Annotated in this window: 22 protein-coding genes and 3 pseudogenes; 9 read left to right on the top strand and 16 right to left on the bottom strand. The window is 37.3% G+C overall.

What is annotated here, in order from left to right:
- Window positions 1-291: 291 nt before the first annotated feature.
- Genes N824_RS03445 through N824_RS03435 form a run of 3 tightly spaced genes read right to left on the bottom strand, consistent with a single transcriptional unit; the run spans window position 292 to window position 2682 of the window.
- On the bottom strand, window positions 292-651 hold the full coding sequence (locus N824_RS03445) for a CoA-binding protein (protein ID WP_048903752.1): 360 nt from the start codon (window positions 649-651) through the stop codon (window positions 292-294).
- 3 nt (window positions 652-654) lie between these two features.
- Window positions 655-1110: a DinB family protein gene (locus N824_RS03440; protein WP_048903751.1), complete on the bottom strand. Its 456-nt coding sequence runs from the start codon at window positions 1108-1110 to the stop codon at window positions 655-657.
- A 30-nt stretch (window positions 1111-1140) separates the two neighbouring features.
- Window positions 1141-2682, bottom strand: a complete 1542-nt coding sequence (locus N824_RS03435; protein WP_048903750.1) for an NAD(P)/FAD-dependent oxidoreductase — start codon at window positions 2680-2682, stop codon at window positions 1141-1143.
- 431 nt (window positions 2683-3113) lie between these two features.
- Between N824_RS03435 and N824_RS03430 the strand changes: the two genes are divergently transcribed.
- The 5 genes and pseudogenes from N824_RS03430 (at window position 3114) to N824_RS03410 (ending at window position 5956) form a co-directional block, all read left to right on the top strand.
- Entirely contained in the window at window positions 3114-3695 is a 582-nt protein-coding gene (locus N824_RS03430) for a LemA family protein (protein WP_048903749.1), read from the top strand.
- Between the two features lie 83 nt (window positions 3696-3778).
- Window positions 3779-4222 carry a TPM domain-containing protein gene (locus N824_RS03425; RefSeq protein WP_048903748.1) on the top strand — a complete coding sequence of 148 codons (444 nt, stop codon included), beginning with the start codon at window positions 3779-3781 and terminating at the stop codon, window positions 4220-4222.
- Between the two features lie 3 nt (window positions 4223-4225).
- Window positions 4226-4999, top strand: a pseudogene (locus N824_RS03420) (YgcG family protein).
- A gap of 5 nt (window positions 5000-5004) precedes the next feature.
- A complete protein-coding gene (locus tag N824_RS03415; protein WP_048903746.1) occupies window positions 5005-5403 on the top strand; it encodes a hypothetical protein in 399 nt (132 codons plus the stop codon).
- A 1-nt stretch (window position 5404) separates the two neighbouring features.
- Window positions 5405-5956: an NUDIX hydrolase gene (locus N824_RS03410; protein WP_172659410.1), complete on the top strand. Its 552-nt coding sequence runs from the start codon at window positions 5405-5407 to the stop codon at window positions 5954-5956.
- Window positions 5957-6033: 77 nt separating this feature from the next.
- Here N824_RS03410 and dnaA read toward each other — a convergent pair whose 3' ends face one another.
- From dnaA to N824_RS03395, 3 genes are all read right to left on the bottom strand, one after another.
- Window positions 6034-7464 (bottom strand): chromosomal replication initiator protein DnaA, encoded by a 1431-nt coding sequence (gene dnaA / locus N824_RS03405; protein ID WP_048903745.1) that lies wholly within the window; start codon window positions 7462-7464, stop codon window positions 6034-6036.
- Between the two features lie 194 nt (window positions 7465-7658).
- Window positions 7659-9206, bottom strand: coding sequence for a methylmalonyl-CoA mutase (locus N824_RS03400; protein WP_048903744.1), 1548 nt, complete (start codon window positions 9204-9206; stop codon window positions 7659-7661).
- Between the two features lie 2 nt (window positions 9207-9208).
- Window positions 9209-9754 carry a hypothetical protein gene (locus N824_RS03395; RefSeq protein ID WP_048903743.1) on the bottom strand — a complete coding sequence of 182 codons (546 nt, stop codon included), beginning with the start codon at window positions 9752-9754 and terminating at the stop codon, window positions 9209-9211.
- Window positions 9755-9933: 179 nt separating this feature from the next.
- On the opposite strand from N824_RS03395, the gene N824_RS03390 reads away from it, so the two are divergent.
- A complete protein-coding gene (locus N824_RS03390; protein WP_048903742.1) occupies window positions 9934-10287 on the top strand; it encodes an iron-sulfur cluster assembly accessory protein in 354 nt (117 codons plus the stop codon).
- Window positions 10288-10379: 92 nt separating this feature from the next.
- Window positions 10380-11612: pseudogene (locus N824_RS03385) on the top strand (ABC transporter permease).
- A gap of 14 nt (window positions 11613-11626) precedes the next feature.
- Here N824_RS03385 and rfbB read toward each other — a convergent pair.
- From rfbB to N824_RS03360, 5 genes are read right to left on the bottom strand one after another with little or no spacing between them, the layout of a single operon-like run.
- Window positions 11627-12679 carry a dTDP-glucose 4,6-dehydratase gene (gene rfbB, locus N824_RS03380; RefSeq protein WP_048903740.1) on the bottom strand — a complete coding sequence of 351 codons (1053 nt, stop codon included), beginning with the start codon at window positions 12677-12679 and terminating at the stop codon, window positions 11627-11629.
- Window positions 12680-12682: 3 nt separating this feature from the next.
- Complete coding sequence (locus tag N824_RS03375) at window positions 12683-13249, bottom strand: hypothetical protein (RefSeq protein ID WP_048903739.1); 567 nt, start codon at window positions 13247-13249, stop codon at window positions 12683-12685.
- Window position 13250: 1 nt separating this feature from the next.
- On the bottom strand, window positions 13251-14273 hold the full coding sequence (gene galE / locus N824_RS03370; protein ID WP_048903738.1) for a UDP-glucose 4-epimerase GalE: 1023 nt from the start codon (window positions 14271-14273) through the stop codon (window positions 13251-13253).
- 5 nt (window positions 14274-14278) lie between these two features.
- On the bottom strand, window positions 14279-15268 hold the full coding sequence (locus N824_RS03365; RefSeq protein ID WP_048903737.1) for a UDP-glucuronic acid decarboxylase family protein: 990 nt from the start codon (window positions 15266-15268) through the stop codon (window positions 14279-14281).
- Window positions 15268-16578: a UDP-glucose/GDP-mannose dehydrogenase family protein gene (locus N824_RS03360; protein WP_048903736.1), complete on the bottom strand. Its 1311-nt coding sequence runs from the start codon at window positions 16576-16578 to the stop codon at window positions 15268-15270. The genes N824_RS03365 and N824_RS03360 overlap by 1 nt, the downstream gene beginning before the upstream one ends.
- Window positions 16579-16639: 61 nt before the next feature.
- Between N824_RS03360 and N824_RS03355 the strand changes: the two genes are divergently transcribed.
- The gene (locus N824_RS03355; RefSeq protein WP_048903735.1) at window positions 16640-17854 is read left to right on the top strand and encodes a 3-deoxy-D-manno-octulosonic acid transferase; all 1215 of its coding nucleotides are present in this window, start codon (window positions 16640-16642) and stop codon (window positions 17852-17854) included.
- Here the strand turns inward: N824_RS03355 and hemH are convergent.
- The 5 genes and pseudogenes from hemH to N824_RS03330 form a co-directional block, all read right to left on the bottom strand.
- A complete protein-coding gene (gene hemH / locus N824_RS03350; protein ID WP_048903734.1) occupies window positions 17851-18864 on the bottom strand; it encodes a ferrochelatase in 1014 nt (337 codons plus the stop codon). The two genes, N824_RS03355 and hemH, sit on opposite strands and share 4 nt — an antisense overlap.
- Before the next feature lie 62 nt (window positions 18865-18926).
- Window positions 18927-19775 (bottom strand): 4-hydroxy-3-methylbut-2-enyl diphosphate reductase, encoded by an 849-nt coding sequence (locus N824_RS03345; RefSeq protein WP_048903733.1) that lies wholly within the window; start codon window positions 19773-19775, stop codon window positions 18927-18929.
- A 53-nt stretch (window positions 19776-19828) separates the two neighbouring features.
- The gene (locus tag N824_RS03340) at window positions 19829-20728 is read right to left on the bottom strand and encodes a hypothetical protein (RefSeq protein ID WP_048903732.1); all 900 of its coding nucleotides are present in this window, start codon (window positions 20726-20728) and stop codon (window positions 19829-19831) included.
- Window positions 20725-21345, bottom strand: coding sequence for a 1-acyl-sn-glycerol-3-phosphate acyltransferase (locus N824_RS03335; protein WP_048903731.1), 621 nt, complete (start codon window positions 21343-21345; stop codon window positions 20725-20727). Before N824_RS03335 ends, N824_RS03340 begins: the two co-directional genes overlap by 4 nt.
- Window positions 21346-21384: 39 nt before the next feature.
- Window positions 21385-21894, bottom strand: a pseudogene (locus tag N824_RS03330) (phosphoribosyltransferase family protein).
- A 160-nt stretch (window positions 21895-22054) separates the two neighbouring features.
- Here N824_RS03330 and N824_RS03325 point away from each other — a divergent pair.
- The coding region (locus N824_RS03325; protein WP_048903761.1) for a head GIN domain-containing protein at window positions 22055-22659 on the top strand (605 nt) is incomplete at its 3' end.

The following is a 22659-nucleotide window of genomic DNA, read 5'->3' as shown; positions in this document are numbered from 1 at the left end:
AAAAMAGWARNAARATTYNNCYACCACGCAAACATTTAAACACTATTTCTTGCAAAATAATCCTAACTCACTAAACCACAACCAGAAAAATTAACAGAAAGTTAAAAACAGGTTAATTCTTTATCTTAAAATACGGCGACCAAGCGCTCTTCTATATGATATACCATAGTATAGTATTACATAAAAGTATATTACACCATCGCATGATACCTTACATCAAAAAGTCTTACAAACGACAAAAGGTCGTTCAAAGTCGTTTAAGAGTCGTTGGAAAGTCGTTGAAAAAATATACTAATACTGACCTGTTGATAACAACACCAGAGTACAAGCCTCCACCGGCTCAATATCATTTGCCAACAGCAGTTCTTCAAGTTCCTGATTTTCAGTTCCAGGATTAAAAATAACTCGCTTAGGTTTTGTTTCTAGTATATAGTTATAGTAACCACTCTGCAAATGTGGACCTATATATAAGGTAACCGTATCAATGTCATTATGCAGATGCCCTGGTTGCTCAATCTCTTCTCCGGCCACTGCTCCTTTTTTTATGCCGACATTGACAATATTGTGTCCTTTTGATTTAAGCATATGCGCAGCTTTATAGGCATATCTATCCGGATTAGGGCTCGCCCCTATAATTAGTGTTTTTTTCACAATCTAAAATTTTAATAACAAAGAGATTTGTCCTGCATGATAAGCATGATGCTGCACCAAACCATTAAATAACTCAAAATAATTCACTCTAGGACCCGAAACCTGATTAACAGCTGTTTTCCATTGGTTTTCAGAAATTTCCCTTGCAAGATTAAGCAGTTTTTCATTAGCTAAACGAAAATCACTTAAAATGGCATCCCACTCCTGCATTGTTTCTTCTTTAGCCATAGGCCAATCGCCTTTTTCAGGCTCCTTAGCCATGTTACCTTCCAATCTCGAAAATACTTCTTCTGTCCACGAAGTTAAGTGCAATACAAGTTCAGCAATGGTATGTGCAGTCGGGATTGGCCGTTTAAATATTTGATCTTTACTTACCGACGAAATAATAGCGGATACACTGTTGCCATGCCAGGCATCTCCACTATATCCTTTTCTTAGCTCATTTGCGAAATCAATCATACGAAAACAACAAATAAAAGGTAAATGTGTTTAGCTAAACTTTAAAACTGCATTGGCGCAATTAACACCATCAATGGCAGCCGATACTATCCCCCCTGCATAACCAGCCCCTTCAGCACAAGGATATAAGCCCGCAACCTGTGGATGTTGAAAAGTCTCTTTGTCTCTTGGAATCCTAACTGGCGATGAACTTCTGCTTTCTACTCCCACTAAAATAGCCTCATTCGTATAATAACCTTTCATTTTTTTTCCAAACAGAGGCAAAGCATTTTTTAGACTTGATGCTACAAAATCAGGCAGCGTTTCTTTAAGCATTACACTCCGTGTTCCAGGTAAATAAGAGTTTTTGGGTAAATCTACTGAAATTCGGCCCTCTACAAAGTCAACCATCCTTTGCCCAGGCGCAACCAGATCTCCCCCACCAAGCCTGAAAGCAGTTTTCTCTATTTCCGATTGAAAATGCATCATTCTTAGCGGATCGTCGCCCTTAACATCATCAAGCGTTATTTGCACTACCGTTCCGGAATTCGCAAATGGATTATTCCTTTTTGATGGCGACCACCCATTAACAACTATTTCATCAGCGTACGTTGCACAAGGGGCAATTATCCCTCCCGGGCACATGCAAAACGAGAACACGCCTCTGGCACCAACCTGCTCAACTAAACTATAATAAGCCGGAGGCAAAAATTCACTTCGGATATCACAATGGTATTGAGCTGCGTCTATAATAGATTGAGGGTGCTCTATTCTTACCCCCAGGGCAAATGGTTTGGCTTCAACAAGGATACTCTTTTTATGAAGCAATTCATAAATATCTCGTGCTGAGTGCCCGGTAGCTAGAATAACAGCGTCAGACAATAGTTTCTCTTCTCCGTTAACTTCTACCCCTTTTATTTTTCCAAAATCAATTAAAACGTCCGTTACTTTTTGATCGAAACGTACCTCTCCTCCCGCGTTTAAAATTGTTTCCCTTATTGCAGTAATTATATGGGGCAGTTTATTTGTACCGATATGAGGACGGGCATCAACAAGAATATCTTCCGCAGCCCCGTGTTGAACAAAGGCCTGAAGCACTTTATTAATATCCCCACGCTTATTGGATCGGGTATATAATTTTCCATCTGAATAAGTTCCAGCTCCACCTTCACCATAACAATAATTAGATTCAGTATTTACGATACCTTCTTTGTTTATTGCTGCTAAATCCCTCCTTCGTTGTTTTACGTCCTTACCACGCTCAAGTACTATTGGTTTTAATCCGTTTTCGATGCACTGAAGTGCTGCAAATAATCCGGCCGGACCAGCACCAACAATAATCACATGTTTCGCATCGCTAACATTTTTATAGTTCACAACAAACGATTCGGCTAATAGCGGTTCATCAATAAATGCTCTTACCTGTAGCCTGTATATTACTTTTCTTGAACGGGCATCAATTGATCTTTTAACGATTTTATACCCCACAATTCGAGAAAAATCAATTTTTAAAACATCCGAAAGGTTTTTCTTAATCGCAGTTATGTTGTCAATCTCTTCTGGAGCCAGTGTTATTTCGATGTCTTTTTGCATAGTTATCGTCAGGTTTTTATCCTGAATTGATGCAAAGGTACATCTTACAATACTAAAAGATTCTTACTATTTTAAACATTAAATATAAGTTCGCTCGTTTCTGACTTCTTTTGGCAGTAGATGAATTGTAATTATGTCAGTTATTTAACAGCGAAAAAATTGCTTGTTCTTCCCCTAGAAAATTACTTTTTTTGAAAGCGGGAAGTTTAATCTTTTAAGAATTTTATAGGCTTAACAAGGAGAAATACCGCCATTTTGGCTTTTCCAAAGGTTTTCATTACGGCGGTTATATTATCGAATTCTGTTGGAACCCGCGTAATTTAGATGTCTTTTTGCGTTATTGTTGTCAGGTTTTTCTACTGAACTGTAACAAAGGTACAGAAATTGAGTTCTAATGCGTAAATTAACACTGAAAAACAAAACAGAAAAATATGAAAAAAGTAGTTTTAGTAATTGTAGGAATCTTAGTCTTATTAGTGGCAGTAAGTGGTTGTGGTTACAACGGCTTGGTTAAACTGGATGAGGATGTAAAAACCAAATGGGCACAGGTTGAAACACAATATCAACGCCGTTCTGATTTGATCCCTAACCTTGTAAGCACAGTTAAAGGTGCAGCAAAGTTTGAACAGGGTACATTAACTCAGGTTATTGAAGCACGTTCTAAAGCAAGCCAGATCACAATAGACCCTGATAAATTAACCGAAGAGAATATGCAAAAATATCAGGCTGCTCAAGGTCAGTTAAGTCAGGCATTAGGCAAATTGATGGTTCTAACTGAGAACTACCCTGAGCTTAAAGCTACTCAACAGTTTAGTGAATTATCAGCTCAGCTGGAAGGTACTGAAAATCGCATCACAGTAGCGCGTAAAGATTTTAACGAATCAGTTCAAACTTATAACACAAAGGTAAGATCATTCCCGAACAACATTACTGCAGGAATATTCGGATTTAGCCAGAAAGCAGCTTTTAAAGCTGATGCTGGTGCACAAAATGCACCAAAAGTAGAATTCTAATATACCATAACAACATTTAAGGGTAATGTATGTTTAAATGAATAAACATACATTACCCTTATCTTTATAAAAGCAATCCAATTATGGGGCCATTCACAGAACAAGAACAAGAACTAATTTCCCAAACCATATCCGATGCTGAAAAAGCCACTTCAGGCGAAATCAGAATTGCCATAGACAAGCATTGCAGYRRYGWYGYATTTGAAAAAGCAACATCCTACTTTTCAAAACTTGGGATGGATAAAACATCCAGACACAATGGTGTATTGATATACCTGGCTTATGTAGATCATAAGTTTGCAATAGTTGGTGATAGTGGAATTAATAAAGTTGTTCCTACAGATTTCTGGGAAACAACTAAAGTTGCAATGAAAGCTCATTTTGCCTCTGGCAATTTAGCTCAGGGCATTATTGCAGGCGTAATTTTGGCAGGAGAAAAACTTGCAACGTTTTTCCCTTCGCAAAATGATGACATCAATGAACTGCCAAATGACATTATTTTTATGGATCAGAATAAAACCACATAAGCTATGAAAAAATTAATCGTAGCATTATTCTTACTTACAACATCCATGATTGGCTTTGCTCAGGATTTTCCGGCAAAACCAACCAAACTGGTAAATGATTATACCGGCACACTTTCAGCTGATCAATTGCAACAATTAGAACAGAAACTGGTTGCATTTGATGATTCAAGTTCCACTCAAATTGCGGTAGCTGTATTAAAATCTGTTGGCGACTATGATATTAACGAGTATGCGCTTGAACTTGGTAGAAAATGGGGAGTTGGTAGCTCAGGGAAAAATAACGGGATAATGATCGTAGTTGCGCTTGGCGACAGAAAAATCTCTATCCAAACAGGATATGGCCTGGAGGGGGTATTACCAGACATTTATGCCAAACGTATTATCGAAAACGAGATAAAACCATATTTTAAAACTGGAGATTATTATCAGGGACTTAATGCAGGTACTGATGCTATTATAAAATATACCAAAGGCGAGTACAAGAACGAAAATCCGAAAAAGAAGAATGACGCGGGTGGAGGAGGCAGCATGTTGGCCATTATCATTATCATTGTTGTCATAATCATTATCCTTAGAAGAGGTGGTGGTAGCGGTGGCGGCGGACAAGTAATTGGTGGTCGCGGAGCTGCTGACGCCCTTTTCTGGAGTATGTTATTAGGCGGTGGCCGAAGTTCTGGCGGTGGCTTTGGTGGAGGTASSASKSKCKKCSGAKSYKRKSKCTTCGGAGGCTTTGGTGGTGGTAGTTTTGGTGGCGGTGGTAGTAGTGGTAGCTGGTAAAGAATATGTTAAGAAGAGACTTAATTACAGCAGAAATTCAGAAACTTGCACAAGTTTTAGCCCGTATTATGGGTTTAAAGCTAGAAGGCAAGTTGGCCGAAGCAGATGATCTGTTAATGGAATCATTGGTAAATAATTTTGGAATAACCCCTGAAGAACTATTCTCTAGTAATTCTTCTGAGTTTGAGGCACTGTTAACAGAAAAGGAATTCCCTGCCGAAAAATTAGAAATGCTGAGTCAGTTTCTTTACTCTCAATTTGACCCTTCGGTTATTAACCCAAGGAACGATTCTTTTGCTGAGAAGCTGTATCTAATATACTACTTGCTGGAAACAAAGCATCACATAATAAACATGACTAATCTTGACCGCCAAAAACTGGTTGATCAATATCTTAATACCTAATATGGAAATAAAAAAATGGCAAAGGCTTTCATCAAAATATCTGGTGAAAGAAAGATGGGCGACATTACGTGTGGATACCTGTGATTTGCAAAATGGCGTTATAAAAGACGACTATTATGTACTTGAATACCCGAATTGGGTTAATGCTGTAGCTGTAACAGAAGACAATAAAATAATTTTGGTTCGCCAATATCGCCACGGTGCTGATATTATATCCTTAGAAGTTCCTGGTGGCGTTATAGATGGAGATGAATTGCCTGAGGTAGCCATTAAAAGAGAATTATTAGAAGAAACCGGTTATTCTTTTAAAAGTTCAGAATTGATAGCTACACTATATCCCAATCCGGCAACATCTACAAATGTTACCTATACCTATTTGCTAAAAGGTGGCGTTAAAACTCATGATCAGCACTTGGATGACCATGAAATCCTTAACGTTGAGGAATATACTATCGAAGAGGCTAAACAAATTCTTAAAGACAACAAAATTGATCAGGCATTACATTCAGCTGCCTTATTTTATGGGTTAATGAAGCTTGACGTTTTAAAATAAAAAATTCGACTAAAAAAAGACCCTGCAAGTAAAACTTGCAGGGTCTTTTTTTGTGATAGGACTTGAGCTCTAATGATTTAGCTCATTTTTAATTTCTTTTGTATGTCGTGTACGTAACCTTTAAACTTCTTATCTGTATCAATCAGATCTTCAACTGTCTGGCATGCATAAATTACCGTAGAGTGATCTCTTCCTCCAAAGAAAGCTCCAATAGTTTTTAATGATGACTTAGTATGGCTCTTGGAAAGATACATGGAAATCTGTCTTGCCTGAACAATTTCACGTTTCCGCGTTTGTGATTTCACCATGTCTACAGGAACTTCAAAATACTCACAAACCAGTTTCTGAATGTATTCCATAGAAATCTCTTTGGAAGTATTTTTAATAAAGTTCTTCAACATCTGTTTAGCCAATGCCAAATCGATGTCTTTTTTGTTTAAAGTTGATTGAGCTAACAGGGAAACCATTGCACCTTCAAGTTCCCTTACATTATTGTCAATGTTGTGGGCTACGTACTCCACTACTTCAGAAGGTAATTCGATACCATCTGCATACATTTTCTTTTTAAGAATTGCTATTCTTGTTTCAAAATCAGGAATCTGCAAGTCTGCAGAAAGGCCCCATTTAAAACGGCTTAACAATCTTTCTTCTAGTCCCGCCAGATCTTTAGGTGCTTTATCTGACGATAAAATAACCTGCTTACCTGATTGATGAAGATGATTAAAGATATGGAAGAATATATCTTGTGTTTTTTCTTTACCGGCAAAGTTGTGTACATCATCCATGATGATTACATCCATTGCCTGATAGAAATTCACAAAATCATTAATCGTATTGTTCTTTAATGAATCTACAAATTGCTGACAGAATTTCTCACACGAAACATAAATCACCAGTTTGTCTGGCATGTTACGCTTAATTTCATTACCAATAGCCTGCGCAAGGTGTGTTTTCCCTAACCCTACTCCTCCATAAATCATTAAAGGATTAAATGAAGTACCACCTGGTTTTGCGGCTACGGCATACCCCGCTGATCTTGCTAAACGGTTGCAATCTCCCTCTATGTAATTCTCAAACGTATAGTTAGAATTTAATTGAGGATCAACATTAAGTTTCTTTAAACCCGGAATGATAAAAGGATTCTTGATGTCTTTGTTTATAGAAACAGGAATTGGCATTGATTGAATCTTAGCCTCTGCCCCATTTCCATTACTCGGCATGTTAGTAGTATAAGGGGATCCCGTATTAGAAGACTTATCCACAACGATGTTATACTCTAACCTTCCCTCATCTCCTAATTGCTTTTTAACTGTCTTACGAAGCAGCCCTACATAGTGTTCTTCCAACCATTCATAGAAGAACAAACTAGGCACTTGTATGGTTAAAACTTTGCCTTCCAATTTCAATGCTGATATCGGTTCGAACCAAGTCTTGAAACTTTGGGTCGGTATGTTATCTTTTATGATTTGGAGACAGTTTTTCCACACTTCAGTACAAGTTTTTTCCATTGTTATTCTATAATTTGTTGGTTTACAGTAACGATACGAGCATAAAAAAACTGCTGTTTCGAGAGATCGAATATTCAAAAAATTATCAACAAAAAAAACTTAATTTTCATTTATTTGGTAACTGCTTAGGTAGCAATAACCTACCCTTCTTAACCTGAATTTTTTGTGTTAATAACTATTTATTAACATCCTTTTTAATATTCTCCAAAAACATTACGGAGCGTGTCTGCTATTTCACCTAGCGTGGAATAGGCCTCTACGGCTATTAAAATATATGGCATCAAATTCTCAGTCCCCTTTGCAGCTTCCCTTAGATTCTTCAACGCTTTTTCAACCGCGATGTTATCTCTTTCTGATTTTAGCTTGTTTATCTTCTCTGTTTGTATTGTACGGATAGATTCATCTATAGTAAACACCTCGGTTATCCCCTCTTGTTCCTGTGTAAATTTATTTACCCCAACAATAACCCTGGTAGCCGCTTCTACTTCAACCTGGTACCGGTAAGCTGCATCTGCGATCTCGTTTTGAATATACTCATTTTCAATCGCATTTACTGAGCCGCCCATTGCATCTATTTTATCTATATAGAGCTGTGCTGCCGCCTCAACTTCATCTGTTAATGTTTCTACAAAATAAGAGCCTGCCAATGGGTCAACCGTATCTGTCACCCCACTTTCGAAAGCAATTACCTGTTGTGTACGCAAGGCGATTTTCGCTGCTGCTTCTGTTGGCAAGGAGAGGGCCTCATCGTAACCATTTGTGTGCAAGGACTGTGTGCCTCCTAAAACTGCAGCCAAGGCTTGATTGGTGACCCTTATTACATTATTAAGTGGCTGTTGGGCTGTAAGTGTAGAGCCACCTGTTTGTGTGTGAAAACGGAGCATTTGAGCTTTCTCATCTGTGGCCCCAAGGTCTTTTGTTATTTTTGCCCACATTCGTCTGGCAGCCCTGAACTTAGCAATTTCCTCAAAAAAGTTATTGTGGCAGTTGAAAAAGAAAGAAAGTCGTTTGGCAAATACATTAATATCTAATCCCTTCTCTAACGCAGCATTCAAATATGCTTTTCCATTTGCCAGTGTAAAGGCGAGTTCCTGAACGGCTGTTGAGCCTGCTTCCCTGATATGATAGCCCGAAATGGAAATGGTATTCCACTTAGGCACTTCTATACTACAATACTCAAAAATATCTGTAATAATCCTCATAGAGGGTTTTGGCGGATATATATAAGTCCCCCTTGCTGCATACTCCTTTAAGATATCGTTTTGAATGGTGCCAGATATTTGCTTAATATCCGCCCCTTGTTTTTTAGCCAGAGCTATATACATTGCCAACAAAATCGACGCCGTAGCATTTATTGTCATAGATGTGGTGATCTTTTGCAGCTCTATCCCATCGAACAAGATTTCTATGTCTTTCAGGGAATCAATTGCAACACCAACCTTACCAACCTCTCCTTCGGCCATATCGTGGTCAGAATCATATCCAATCTGGGTGGGAAGATCAAATGCTACCGACAGTCCCATTGTTCCTTGTTTAAGCAAATAATGATACCGCTTGTTAGATTCCTCTGCAGTCGAAAACCCGGCATACTGCCGCATAGTCCACAACCGGCCCCTATACATATCTTTCTGAATCCCCCTTGTAAAAGGGAACTCTCCTGGCGCCTCTGTTAAAGGCTTCGCAGTAGTATATATTTCTTTTATTTCGATACCTGAAGTAGTGGTAAAACTTTTCTCTTTCATAGTTAAAACAACAAATGAATGTCCTTTTTAATAAGATCTAATGTTAAATCATAAGGGTTATCAGCAATATCAGTCATATGCTGCAGTATCTTTTTACTCAAATCCACGCCGGCAGCCTCAACAGGCAATCCTCGCGCAGCATTGCTCACCATAGTTAAAGTATCATCCTTAAGTTTACGAACAACATCCCATGTTTGGGCACTTACATATAATTGTTGGGCAACATTATGCTGATATTCAGATCTTATCTCATTAAGTAAAACTGATTGAAGATCTACAATAGAAATACCTTGCTGATGTACTCGGATCAGCAAATTTGCAGGATTAATCCTGTCAACAAAGACAATCAGACGTTCGTAGGCCTGCAGTCGCAACGGAAGAATCTGTAAATGTTCGTCTTTTTTAGGATCTGATGGTCTTGTTTCAACAGATTTTGCGTGCAGATACTTTCTCAGGTCATTTATAAAAAGATAATATCCTGCTGCAACTGTTATAATACCACCTGTGGCTAATGTGGCAACTTCTGTTAAAAAGTTTTGTACGTTCATTCAGCTTTGTTTGAATACAGTAATAATTAGTATAGAGTCTCAGCAAAAATGTACATTTTATTTATATTTACCCCACTATTTGATTTTTTAAATGATGAGATAGAGGTCTCTATTAGAGATAGCTATAGCGCTTTTATAAACAATTATGACTAAATTTGTACTTCCTAATTTTTAATAATATGAGTAATACAGTTGATACAGCATTTGCACCAGTAACTTTTACAGAAGGCGCTGTAAAGGAGCTTTTTAAATTAAAAGATCAGCAAGAAATTTCTGAGGACTTTGGGTTACGCGTAGGTGTTGACGGTGGAGGTTGCTCCGGAATGAGCTATGTCCTTGGTTTTGATCAGAAAAAAGAAGGTGATCAGGAATTCATTATAGATGGCATTARMKWMKWCATGCACAAAGCGCATCAGATGTATTTGATGGGAATGCAGGTAGATTGGCAAGATGGATTAAACTCAAGAGGCTTTACTTTCAGTAACCCAAATGCAAGTAGCACTTGTGGTTGCGGAACAAGTTTCTCAGTTTAAGTTCTTATTCTTTTGTAACATTATACATGGTCTCGTTGTCTTAACAGCGGGACTTTTTATTTTTATCCCTTTAAGAATATATTTCATCTGAAATGACCTATACCGAAAACGTAAAACTAGCCCTTCAATCCATAAAAAGCAACAGGTTGCGTACCCTGCTCACAGCATTGATCATCGCAATTGGTTTATCTGCATTAGTAGGTATTTTAACAACGCTCGATGCTGTTAAAAAAAGCATGACTGAGGCCTTCTCCAGTATGGGCGCCAATGCATTTACCATCAGAAACCGAGGATCAGGCATAAGAGTTGGTGGCTCTGGCCAAAGGCCAAAACCATTCCGCTCTATCAAATATGAAGATGCCGTAAGCTTTAAAGAAAGGTTAAATACTCCTGCAACAGTGGCGATCAGCGTATTCGCTACAGGAGGCTCAACTGCTAAGTTTGGCGCTGAAAAAACTAACCCCAACATCAATATTCAGGGTATAGACGAAAATGGACTAAACTCACAGGGGCTAAATCTTTCACTTGGACGTAATTTTAGTCCTGCGGAAGTAGTGTCGGGAAATAACGTCTGTATAATAGGTAATGAGATCAGAACTAAACTTTTCAAGAACCAAAGTCCAATAGATAAAGTCATAAACGTCGGAAACAACAGGTTAAAAGTTATTGGAGTTCTTGAGTCCAAGGGCCAAAGTATGGGTTTTAGCGGCGACAGATCCGTGTATGTTCCTCTTCTAAAAGCTAAGTTGATTAACTCCAACTCAAATCCTTCTTATACCATAACAGTAATGGTACCAAGTAATGATCAGATGGATAATATYMYYSRMKAAGMYAMATYAKAACTAAKAAAAATAAGAAAAGTAAAAGTTTCAGAACCTAATAATTTTGAGATCACAAAAAGTGACTCACTTGCCCAAACCCTGTTTGAGCAATTAAGGTATGTAGTGTTAGGAGGAATTGCCATCGGGGCCATTACACTAATCGGCGCGTCCATTGGGCTAATGAATATTATGCTTGTTTCTGTAACGGAAAGAACCCGGGAAATCGGAATCAGGAAGGCCATCGGTGCAAACCCTTCTGTAATTCGTAAACAATTCTTAATAGAAGCCGTTATAATTTGTCTTATTGGGGGCGCTTTTGGCATATTCCTTGGAATAGCCATAGGAAATCTAATCTCATTTGCAATGGGAGGATCATTCATAATACCATGGGAATGGATTATGGGTGGATTTGCACTATGTGTTGGTGTAGGTATTATTTCGGGCTATTATCCCGCAAAAAAAGCCTCTAAACTCGATCCGGTAGAAGCTTTAAGATATGAATAAAAAAGGGAAGATAATTATCTTCCCTCATATTGATTTTCGTAATAAGCCTGGTAATTCCCGGAAGTAACATCCGAAAGCCATCCTTCATTTTTCAAATACCACTCTACTGTTTTTTCCAATCCTTCTTCAAACTGTAAACTAGGCACCCAGTTTAATTCATTTTGAAGTTTAGTGGAGTCAATAGCGTAACGTAAATCATGGCCAGCTCTATCTGTTACAAAAGTAATCAGCTTTGCAGACTCACCTTCTGCCCTACCTAGTTTCTTGTCCATGATCTTACATAGCAAATGAATAAGATCTATGTTTTTCCATTCGTTATGACCACCAATGTTATAGGTTTGCCCTGTTTTGGCCTGATGAAAGATCACATCAATTGCGCGCGCATGATCCTCTACCCATAACCAATCGCGAACATTCTCGCCCTTACCATATACTGGTACTGGTTGTTGATTTTTAATATTATTGATTGCCAATGGGATCAGTTTCTCTGGAAAATGATGAGATCCGTAATTGTTAGAACAATTAGATACAACTATGTCTATCCCATAAGTATCGTGATAAGCTCTTACAAAATGGTCAGAGGATGCTTTCGAAGCAGAGTAAGGGCTATGTGGATCATAAGCTGTAGATTCAGTAAACATTCCTGTTTCGCCAAGCGCGCCATAAACTTCATCTGTTGAAACATGATAAAACCGTTTCCTATCGTAGCTGCCTTTCCAATATTCACGTACCGCATTCAAAAGATTAACAGTCCCAATAACATTGGTCATAACAAAAGCTGTTGGATCAGTGATTGACCTGTCAACATGCGATTCAGCCGCTAAGTGAATAACTGCATCAAAATTCTCTTTACCAAACAACTCATTGATTACAGTCGCATCTGTAATATCAGCTTTAACAAAACGGTAATTCGGTTTATCCTCAATATCTGTAAGATTTGCAAGATTACCAGCATAGGTTAACTTGTCCAGATTTACAATCATGTAATCAGGATAGTTATTTACAAATCTTCTTACAACATGAGAGCCAATGAATCCAGCTCCTCCGGTTATTAATATTTTTTTCATAGTTTATAGTTCTTTAGGCAGTCCTAGTTCCAGAGCTACCGAAGATGTTTTGTTTTGATATATTTTATTAAGCACAGCATTTAATGGATCCTTTAAATCAAACTGCAGATCTTCATGTAGTTTATAGAATTTATTTAATACTGAAACCGTCGATTTAACAAAGTAAACAGAAAGTTTTTCGTTAAACTTATGCAACGGTGAAAAAATACCCTCATTAAAATCTATTGGGATTTGGTTTAATAAATGAATTCTCAACTCCATTTCTGTAGTAACATCCTTTGTTACCTTAAAATGGTGACTGATGCTTCCATTTAATTTACGCATTTTCAATAACGTATCCTTTGAAGTGAGTCTTCTATTAGATAAAAGATCTTTAGCCGTTTCATCTATCGTTGCCAATAGTTTTTCATACCGTTCTACCAGATCATGTTCATCTTCAAGCAGCTTAAAATGCAAATGTTCTGTTAAAACCTTATCCTTTGCAATTAGTCTGAGCAATAATTTATCTTTTTCCTTTTCAGGAAGAGACTTTATCTCCAGTTTAAGATCCTTATGCTCACTTAACAGCATATTAAAATGGGTTGTCTTTTAGGTATTTCTCCCAGTTCCATGCAGACGACATCATTACATCAATATCCAATTCTGCTTTCCAGTTTAAATCTCTTGCAGATTTTGTTACATCACCCCAAACTTTCTCGATATCACCTTCCCTCCTGGCTCCAATAGTGTAATCCAGTTTTTGTCCTGTTGATTTCTCAAAGGCATCAATAATTTGTAATACTGAAGATCCTTTTCCGGTGCCTAAGTTAAACACTTCGTAATTTGAGTCTGCATTATTACCTTCCAGGCGCTTAATAGCTGCAACATGTGCTTTAGCTAAATCTACCACATGGATATAATCTCTTATTGCGCTACCGTCTGGAGTATCATAATCATTACCATAAACAGTTATCGGTCCACGTTTTCCAATGGCCGACTGTGTAATGAATGGAACAAGGTTTTGAGGAACACCAATTGGCAACTCACCTATTAAGGCCGTTTCGTGTGCACCTACCGGGTTAAAATAACGAAGAGAAATCACATTTAATGAAGGTGTAACCGCACAGGTTTCTTGTAAAATTTCTTCAGCTATCTGTTTTGTATTGCCATATGGCGATTCTGCTTTTTTTGTAGGGGCCCCTTCAGTTACCGGCAGTACATCTGGCTGACCATAAACAGTACATGATGAAGAGAACACCAATTTAACTGAACTATTAAACGCAGTAATCAGGTTAATTAGTGAATAAAAATTATTTTTATAATACTTTAGTGGCTGTTGTACAGATTCTCCAACTGCTTTAAAAGCTGCAAAGTGAATCACTCCATCAATATCCGTATTTTTCGCTGCAAATTCATTTACCTTCGCTTCATCACATAAGTTAAGCTGAACAAATTCCGGCTTAATTCCTATAATTGATTCTATCTGATCAAGTATTTTAGGATTAGAATTAGAGAGGTCATCAATAATTACCACCTCATATCCTGCATTATGTAATTCAACTACTGTATGTGAACCAATAAAACCAGTTCCTCCAGTTACTAATATTTTAGACATTCTTATTAACGATTATATGTTGTAAAATCTTTATGTTCTTTGTTTATTAAAGCATCAGCTGGCAACGATTTAAAATATTCGTAGGTAATCTTTAACCCTTCTTCACGACTAACTTTTGGTTCCCAGCCCAAAATCTCTCTTGCCTTTGTAATATCCGGGCGGCGCTGTTTCGGATCATCCACCGGTAAATCCCTTAAAACCAGTTTCTGACTTGTTCCTGTTAGTTTAATAATCTCTTCTCCAAATTGCTTAATTGTTATCTCATCCGGGTTACCAATATTTACCGGCATCACGTAATCACTTAACAATAATCTGTAAATACCTTCTATCAGATCATCAACATAGCAGAAAGACCTGGTTTGAGAGCCATCACCAAACACGGTTAAGTCCTCACCTCTTAAGGCTTGTCCAATAAAAGCAGGTAAAACACGTCCATCATTTAGTCGCATTCTAGGGCCATAAGTATTAAAAATCCTAACTATTCGCGTTTCCACACCATGAAAGGTATGATAAGCCATAGTCATGGCTTCCTGAAAACGTTTGGCCTCATCATACACACCTCTAGGTCCAACCGGATTCACATTCCCCCAATATTCCTCGGGCTGTGGATTTACATTTGGATCGCCATAAACTTCCGAAGTAGAAGCAATCAGCATCCTGGCTTTTTTATTCTTTGCTAAACCTAACAGATTGTGTGTTCCTAAAGATCCAACCTTTAAGGTTTGAATAGGAATTTTAAGGTAATCAATAGGGCTTGCAGGCGAGGCAAAATGCAATATATAATCTAATTTACCAGATACATGAACAAATTTTGAAACATCATGATGTGCAAATTCAAAACTCTCCAGACCAAATAAATGCTCTATATTTTTCAGATCCCCTGTTATCAGGTTATCCATGGCAATCACATAATAGCCTTCTTTTATAAATCTATCGCATAAATGCGATCCTAGAAAACCGGCAGCACCGGTTATTAAAACTCTTTTACGTCCCATTAGTTTATTAGCTTACGGCCTACACTATTATAGTAATAACCTAAGTCAATCATCTTTTCTAAGTCGTATAGGTTACGGCCGTCAAAAATAACCTTGTTAGTCAATGTCTGTTCCATTCTTTCGAAATCAGGATTTCTAAAAACAGACCACTCTGTTGCAATCAATAACGCATCTGCACCCTCTAAGGCTTCATACTGATTGCTCGAATATTGAATTTTATCCCCTATCAATGCTTTCACATTATCAATTCCTTCCGGGTCAAATGCAGTAACCGTTGCACCGTGTTTCACTAGCTCTTGAATAATATACAAAGCTGGAGCCTCACGGATATCATCTGTTTCAGGCTTAAAAGCTAAACCCCATAAAGCGAAGTGCTTGCCTTTTAAATCATTTTTATAATATTTTAAAAGCTTATCAACCAATACAACTTTCTGTTTTTCATTCACATTCATTACTGCTCTCAGAATCTGAAAATCATAATTATGTTCATCCGCAGCTTTGGCTAATGCCTGTACATCCTTAGGGAAGCAACTTCCGCCATAACCAATACCTGGGAACAAAAACCTTTTGCCAATTCTGGCATCAGATCCGATACCTTTACGTACAGCATCAACATCAGCCCCTACAATTTCGCATAAATTAGCTACCTCATTCATAAATGTGATTTTGGTTGCAAGAAATGAATTGGCAGCGTATTTTGTCAGCTCAGACGATCGCTCGTCCATAAACAATATCGGATTTCCTTGTCTAACATACGGGCCATATAGTTCTAAAAGCAATTTCTTCGCTTTTTCACTACTGGTACCAATAACCACCCTATCAGGTTTCATAAAATCATCTACAGCTACACCTTCACGTAAAAACTCAGGGTTAGAAACCACATCAATTTCTACTGAAGTATTTTCTTTAAAAACAGCCTGCACCTTATCTGCTGTTCCAACAGGAACTGTTGATTTATTAATAACCACCTTATATTCAGTAACCAGCTTAGAAATATCTTTTGCTGCTCCTAAAATATACGATAGATCTGCTGCACCATCGCCACCTGGAGGCGTAGGCAAAGCCATAAAAATAATTTGTGCTTCCTTAATTCCGGCTGCAAGATCAGTAGTAAAAACCAATCTTCCCTGAGCAATATTTCTGTGAAATAGTACATCTAATCCGGGTTCATAAATAGGAACTTCACCATTTTGCATTTTGAGCACTTTGGCTTCATTAACATCAACGCATATTACGTCGTTACCAGTTTCGGCCAAACAAGTACCGGTAACTAAACCTACGTACCCTGTTCCTATTACGGCTATTTTCATATATTAATTCGGTTTTAATTTTATTGAAGTATCTTCGGCTAAGATAAGAAATAAACACAAAATGCTTTTGCTTTATAATATCGCGATTCAACTTTATGGTTTAATTATTAAAATATTCTCCCTGTTCAATAATAAAGCTAAACTTTTTGTTCAAGGAAGAAAGAATATTTTCAAAAAAATACAAAAAAAGATAGATCCCGCTAAGTCAAGTATCTGGTTTCACTTTGCCTCACTTGGAGAGTTTGAACAAGGACGGCCTTTATTAGAAAAAATTAAAAGTACTTATCCCGAAAAGCAAATTATAATTACTTTTTTCTCCCCATCAGGATACGAGATCAGAAAAGACTACGCCTTGGCTGACGGATTATTTTACCTGCCGCTTGATACACCCAGTAATGCCAAACAACTTATTGCAGCTATAAATCCTGAAATAGCGATATTCACTAAATATGAATACTGGTATCATTATTTTAAAGTCCTTCACCAATCTGGTATTCCACTTTACATTATATCCGGCATTTTCAGACCCGATCAGATTTTCTTTAAATGGTATGGTTCATTTAACCGCAAAATTTTAAGTTTTGTAAATCACTTTTTTGTCCAGAATGAAGAAAGCAAGCAGTTGCTCAGTCAAATAAACATAAACAATGTAAGTATCAGTGGCGATACCCGGTTTGACCGGGTGGCAGAGAATGCAAAATCACCAAAAGAATTTGAAACAATCAGAAAATTCTGTGATAACAAGAATACCCTTATCGCAGGGAGCACGTGGCCGGCTGATGAGCGTTTACTAGCAGCACTTATTAACGCCCATCCGAACTGGAAATTCATTATTGCCCCTCATGAAATAGACAGGGCGCACATAGATGAAATTGTAAAACTTATCCCTGAAGCAGTTAAGTACTCAGCGCTACCAGATCAATTTATTAATGCCCAAACGTTAATAATAGATAACATTGGTCTTTTGTCATCTATCTATCAGTACGGACAAGTTGCTTATATAGGTGGTGGATTTGGAGTTGGGATACACAATACCCTGGAGGCTGCAGCGTTTGGAATACCAGTAATCTTTGGCCCCAAATACGATAAATTTCAAGAAGCAAAAGACCTGGTCTCTATAAAGGCTGCTATTAGCATTAACAATGCTGAAGAATTATTTAGTGCATTCCAAAAACTTACAGCGTATAAAACATCGGGTGATCTTGCAAAAAGTTATGTAAGTACTAAAACCGGATCAACAGATCAGATCATTAAATACATTGCTCAAAATTTTTAGCTAACCGCCATTTCTGCAATAGCATTAATAAACTTTGGATGATCATTCAGACTTTCAACAAGCTGAACATGCTCGCCACCTAAAGCCTTAAATTCTTCATGATACTCAACTGTAATTTCATAAAGTGTTTCCAGGCAATCGGCAACAAATGCAGGACTAAACACAAGTAACCGTTTTTTCCCTTCAGCAGCGAGCTTCTTTAACACATCAGTTGTATATGGTTGTACCCATGGCTCTTTGCCCAAACGCGATTGGAAGCAAACGGTATAATTTTCTCTGGAAATATTCAATTTCTCAGCAAGTAACCTTGCTGTATCGTGGCCCTGAGCAGAGTAACAAAACTTATTGGTATCATTTAAAGTTTCACAGCAATTGTCCTTTTTCAGACAATAATTACCAGTATGATCGCACTTTAGCAGTTGTCGCTCCGGAAGCCCGTGAAAACTAAACAATACGTGATCATATGTCTCAGGTTGATATTTCTTTGCATTTTCTGCAAAAACATCTAACATCAATTCGTTATCGTGAAATGAATTTACAAATGACACCGGAGGTATGGTGGTCCATTTGCTTACAATTTCCATTACACTCTGTATTACAGAACCACTGCTAGCAGAAGCATATTGAGGAAACAAGGGAATCACTTTTATACTTTCGACCAAACCTGCTTTCATTTTATCTAAAGCAGACTGAATCGAGGGATTCTGATACCTCATTGCCAGTTCAACATGATATTCATCTCCTAATTTCTCTTGAACTAATGCAGCTTGTATTTTGCTATAATACAGTAATGGGGATCCGTTTTCATCCCAGATTTCTTTATATAATTTTGAAGTTTTAGGGCTGCGAAAAGGAACAATTATACCTTTAACCAATAATGTACGGTTAAAAGCATTAATATCAATTACACGCTCATCCATCAAAAACTGATCAAGATATTTGCGCACATCTTTTACTTCCGGACTATCCGGAGTTCCTAAATTCACTAACAAAACGCCCTTTTTTCCCATAATATGGCCCAAAATTAACTTATTATACTTTTATAATCTTCCGTAAAAACAATAATTACTTTTTAATGATTTTGGAGAAAGGCTTTAACCTCTTCCATCAACCACATAGGCGTAGATGTAGCACCGCAAATCCCAACCTTATCTTTAGGAGAAAACCAGTTGAAATCTATTTCCTCGATATTTGAAATGAAATATGAATTGTCGTTATACTTTTTGCAAACATCATATAAAACCTTTCCGTTAGACGATTTCTTCCCCGAAACGAATATGATCTTGTCATAGTTTACCACAAATTTCTCTAAATCAGTATAACGATTAGAAACTTGTCGGCAAATGGTGTCATTTGCCTTAATGTCATATCCCCTACTTATGAGTTCGTCTTTTATTTGGTAAAATTTATCTGTGCTTTTAGTTGTTTGACTATACAAAGTGAATTTCGAAGGAAGATCTACATGATCCAATTCTGCCAAATCCTGAAAAACAATGGCCTTGCCATCAGTTTGTCCTTGCAAGCCCACTACTTCCGCATGACCATGTTTACCGAAGATCAGAATCTGCTCCTCATCATCGTGTGAGTTCTTAATTCTGTTTTGAAGTTTTAAAACAACCGGACAAGAAGCGTCAATTAATGTCAGTTCATTTTCCAATGCAAGCTGGTAAGTAGATGGCGCTTCCCCATGAGCCCTGATCAGCACTTTCTCCTTCTTTAAGCTCTGCAATTGCTCATGATCGATTATCCTTAAACCTTTATCGGTTAACCGTTTAACCTCTTCATCATTATGCACAATATCGCCCAGGCAATACAAGTAATCCTCATGATCTAAAATATCTTCAGCCATATCAATAGCATAAACTACCCCAAAGCAAAAGCCCGACGCCTTATCTATAGTAACGGTTAAATCGTATTTCATCTTTCTTCTGACACTAATAATGTACAAAATTACACAAAAAGAGTTTCATATTCCTATATCTTATGTTTAACTGATGTCAATACCTTAATCCAAAGCCCCTTTAATAACAGCCCAAAAAGCATAATCATTTGAATTGGGTGAAGCAAAACATTTACAAAAGGATTTTGGGCCGTAAGAAAAGATATCATTATCCTGCTTAGAAAAATCAATCCAAAAGGTAAAACCAAAAATACCGGTTCAAAATTGATCAACACAATAACAGGTCCGGCAACAACCAGCACCAGGTAAATTAACACGGCAAATATGTTATTTCCAAATATCGGCAACAATTGCGATGAGACCTTATCAAACCCTACCTTTTCATCAATATAAACAAACTTATTTGCAAGCAAGACTTCTGTTTTTCCATGCCTGTCACTCGTCTTATAGCTACTTGCTTTAAAAAACATGCAGCCGGTATTAGTTGTTGCAAATATTTGCCGGGTACTCAGCCTCACCAATCTTAACGGCAAAAGATTCAACAGAATAAAGTCACTTAAAGGATAAACCAATCGGCTAAATAATCCGCTAAATTTACGATTAGGAACTATGCTCAAAAGGTCCAAATCAAACACTTTAACACGACAAATGAGGTTGTTTATCAACCCTTTATTAATAATTGTATTTACATCCAGGAAAAGAATAAAGCCACCTGTTGTTTTAGCCACTGCTTTTTCTGTTGTTTCTGAATGTTTTTTAACAACAACCTCTACATTCGTGTAATCCTGAGCATTGATAGATGCTATTAATGAAGAAGGATCATCATTTTCATCCGACAAAGAAATGATAACTGAAACCTTATCCGTAAAGTGTTTTCCGTAGTAGCCAAGTTTTGGATTGGATAAGAAATTAAATAACGTAACTGAAAACCGCAGCACAAGAAACACAAGCACAGCATAAACAAAAGTGATCATATTGTTTTACTCTGGCTTTTAACTGCATATCCATAATGTTTGTTATACTCACTTTTGAGTAGTTGCAAACTTACATACTCCTCGGCTTCCCAGGTGGCGAGGTAACTCCTTGCCTCTGGCCTTCTGCCTCCAAAATAATCTGTAAGATTAGCAGAAAATATAGTTTGAAATTTCTTCCTGGAAGCATTCACAACCTGCATCACTCCTTTTTCAAAAGTTATACTACCGATGTAGCTTGTATATAGTTTTCCCTGGGGGAACATAAGTACCAAATTATCGGGATCGTCAAGTAAGCTCCCTGCATATGTTAATGTTTGCACCACATCCTTTCCTTTTGTTTCTGCAGCAAAAGCGCCCAAATATTTTAAAAACCATAACTTCTCATAATCCTCTTTCGTCACCAGCACATGAAACTGTTTCTTAAACAATTTTTTGTTTAAATAAAACATCAAAAATCCGTCCCACCAGCTAAAATGATTAGCCAATAAAAGCACGGCTTCATTTTCTTTGATCTGAAGTTGATTAAAATTGTACGAAGAAAAGTCCTTCTTTATGATATAAGTAACATACCAGGAAAAGAACTTAAAAATTACAGGGCTTTTTTGGGACTGGTACATCCCTCTAAAATGAGAAAAATTAGCCTCAAATGCAAACGACTAGCTTAAATAAACCCTGTCTTCCTCACCTTCAACATCCATAACCACATCAACATGTTCCTTTAAAACAGTAGCCATCTCCAGCCCAACAAAATCAGTAGCTATCGGGAAAATTTTATGGCTCCTGTCTACCAGTACAACTGTGCGGATTTTTTTGTGTGGTGTATTCAGGAAAACACCTAAACCATAAGCAAGCGTTTTGCCACTATTTAATACATCATCAACAAGGATGATCACTTTATTWTTCCMATKCKACTCATCTAAATCAGTATTAGCAACCAATTTAGTATTCAGTCTGTCTAGGTCTATCCTGAGCATTGTGATTTTAAGATCAGAGATTTTTGTCAATACCTTCTTAAGCCTTAAAGCTAATTTATAGCCCCGGTCCCATATTCCTGCCAATACAATTTCCTTCTCGTCTAAATTATCCTCCAGAATCTGGTATGCAATTCTGTTGATCTTTTGCTGTATCTGTTTTTTATCTAGAATAAGTAATTGAGATTCTGCCATCTGGTATCACATTGTTTATGCTACAAAAAGAACCATTTTAAGGTTCATATTCAAACTTAGATAAAAATATTTTTATATGCGTTTAAAAAAAGTTTACAAATCGTGCAACGTTTGGGCCTCTGTTGCGTCTAATCAATAAACCCTCAATCTAAAACCATTTATGAAAGCATCATCTATACTTAAATCAGCACTAACACTACTTGTGTTTTCTGCATCTGTAATATCATCAAATGCCCAGCAGAATAAAGACGTTTCTATAACCAACTTTAATGAAGTTTCGGTTTCAAGTGGAATAGACCTGTACCTTACACAGAGCAATTCAGAAAACATTCGTATCAATGCTCATCCCGATCTCATTAAAAATGTCATTATTGAGAAAGAAGGAAACAACCTAAAAATCAGATATAAAGACGGTGTTAACTGGGGCAGATTATTTAAAAATCAAAGCATCAAGGTTTACATCAACTACAAAACACTTAAGGCCTTATCAGCAAGCGGAGGTAGTGATGTGTATACTCAAAACACACTAAAAACCGATAGATTGTCCCTAAGTGCATCAGGAGGTTCCGATTTAAAATTAGATGTAGTTGCTAAAGATGTTGAAGTGCACACAAGTGGCGGCTCTGATGTTGATTTAAAAGGAAGTGCAACAAATATGGAAGTTGCTACAAGTGGAGGCAGCGATGTAAATGCGCTGGATTTTGTCGTTGATTACGCAAAAGTAAGTTCAAGTGGCGGTTCTGATGCAAACATTCATGTTAATAA

The organism is Pedobacter sp. V48, assembly GCF_000523515.1.
In the GTDB taxonomy this organism is placed as follows: Bacteria; Bacteroidota; Bacteroidia; order Sphingobacteriales; family Sphingobacteriaceae; genus Pedobacter.
Note: the sequence above shows the minus strand (reverse complement) of the source record. Positions and strands in the feature narration are given on the sequence as shown.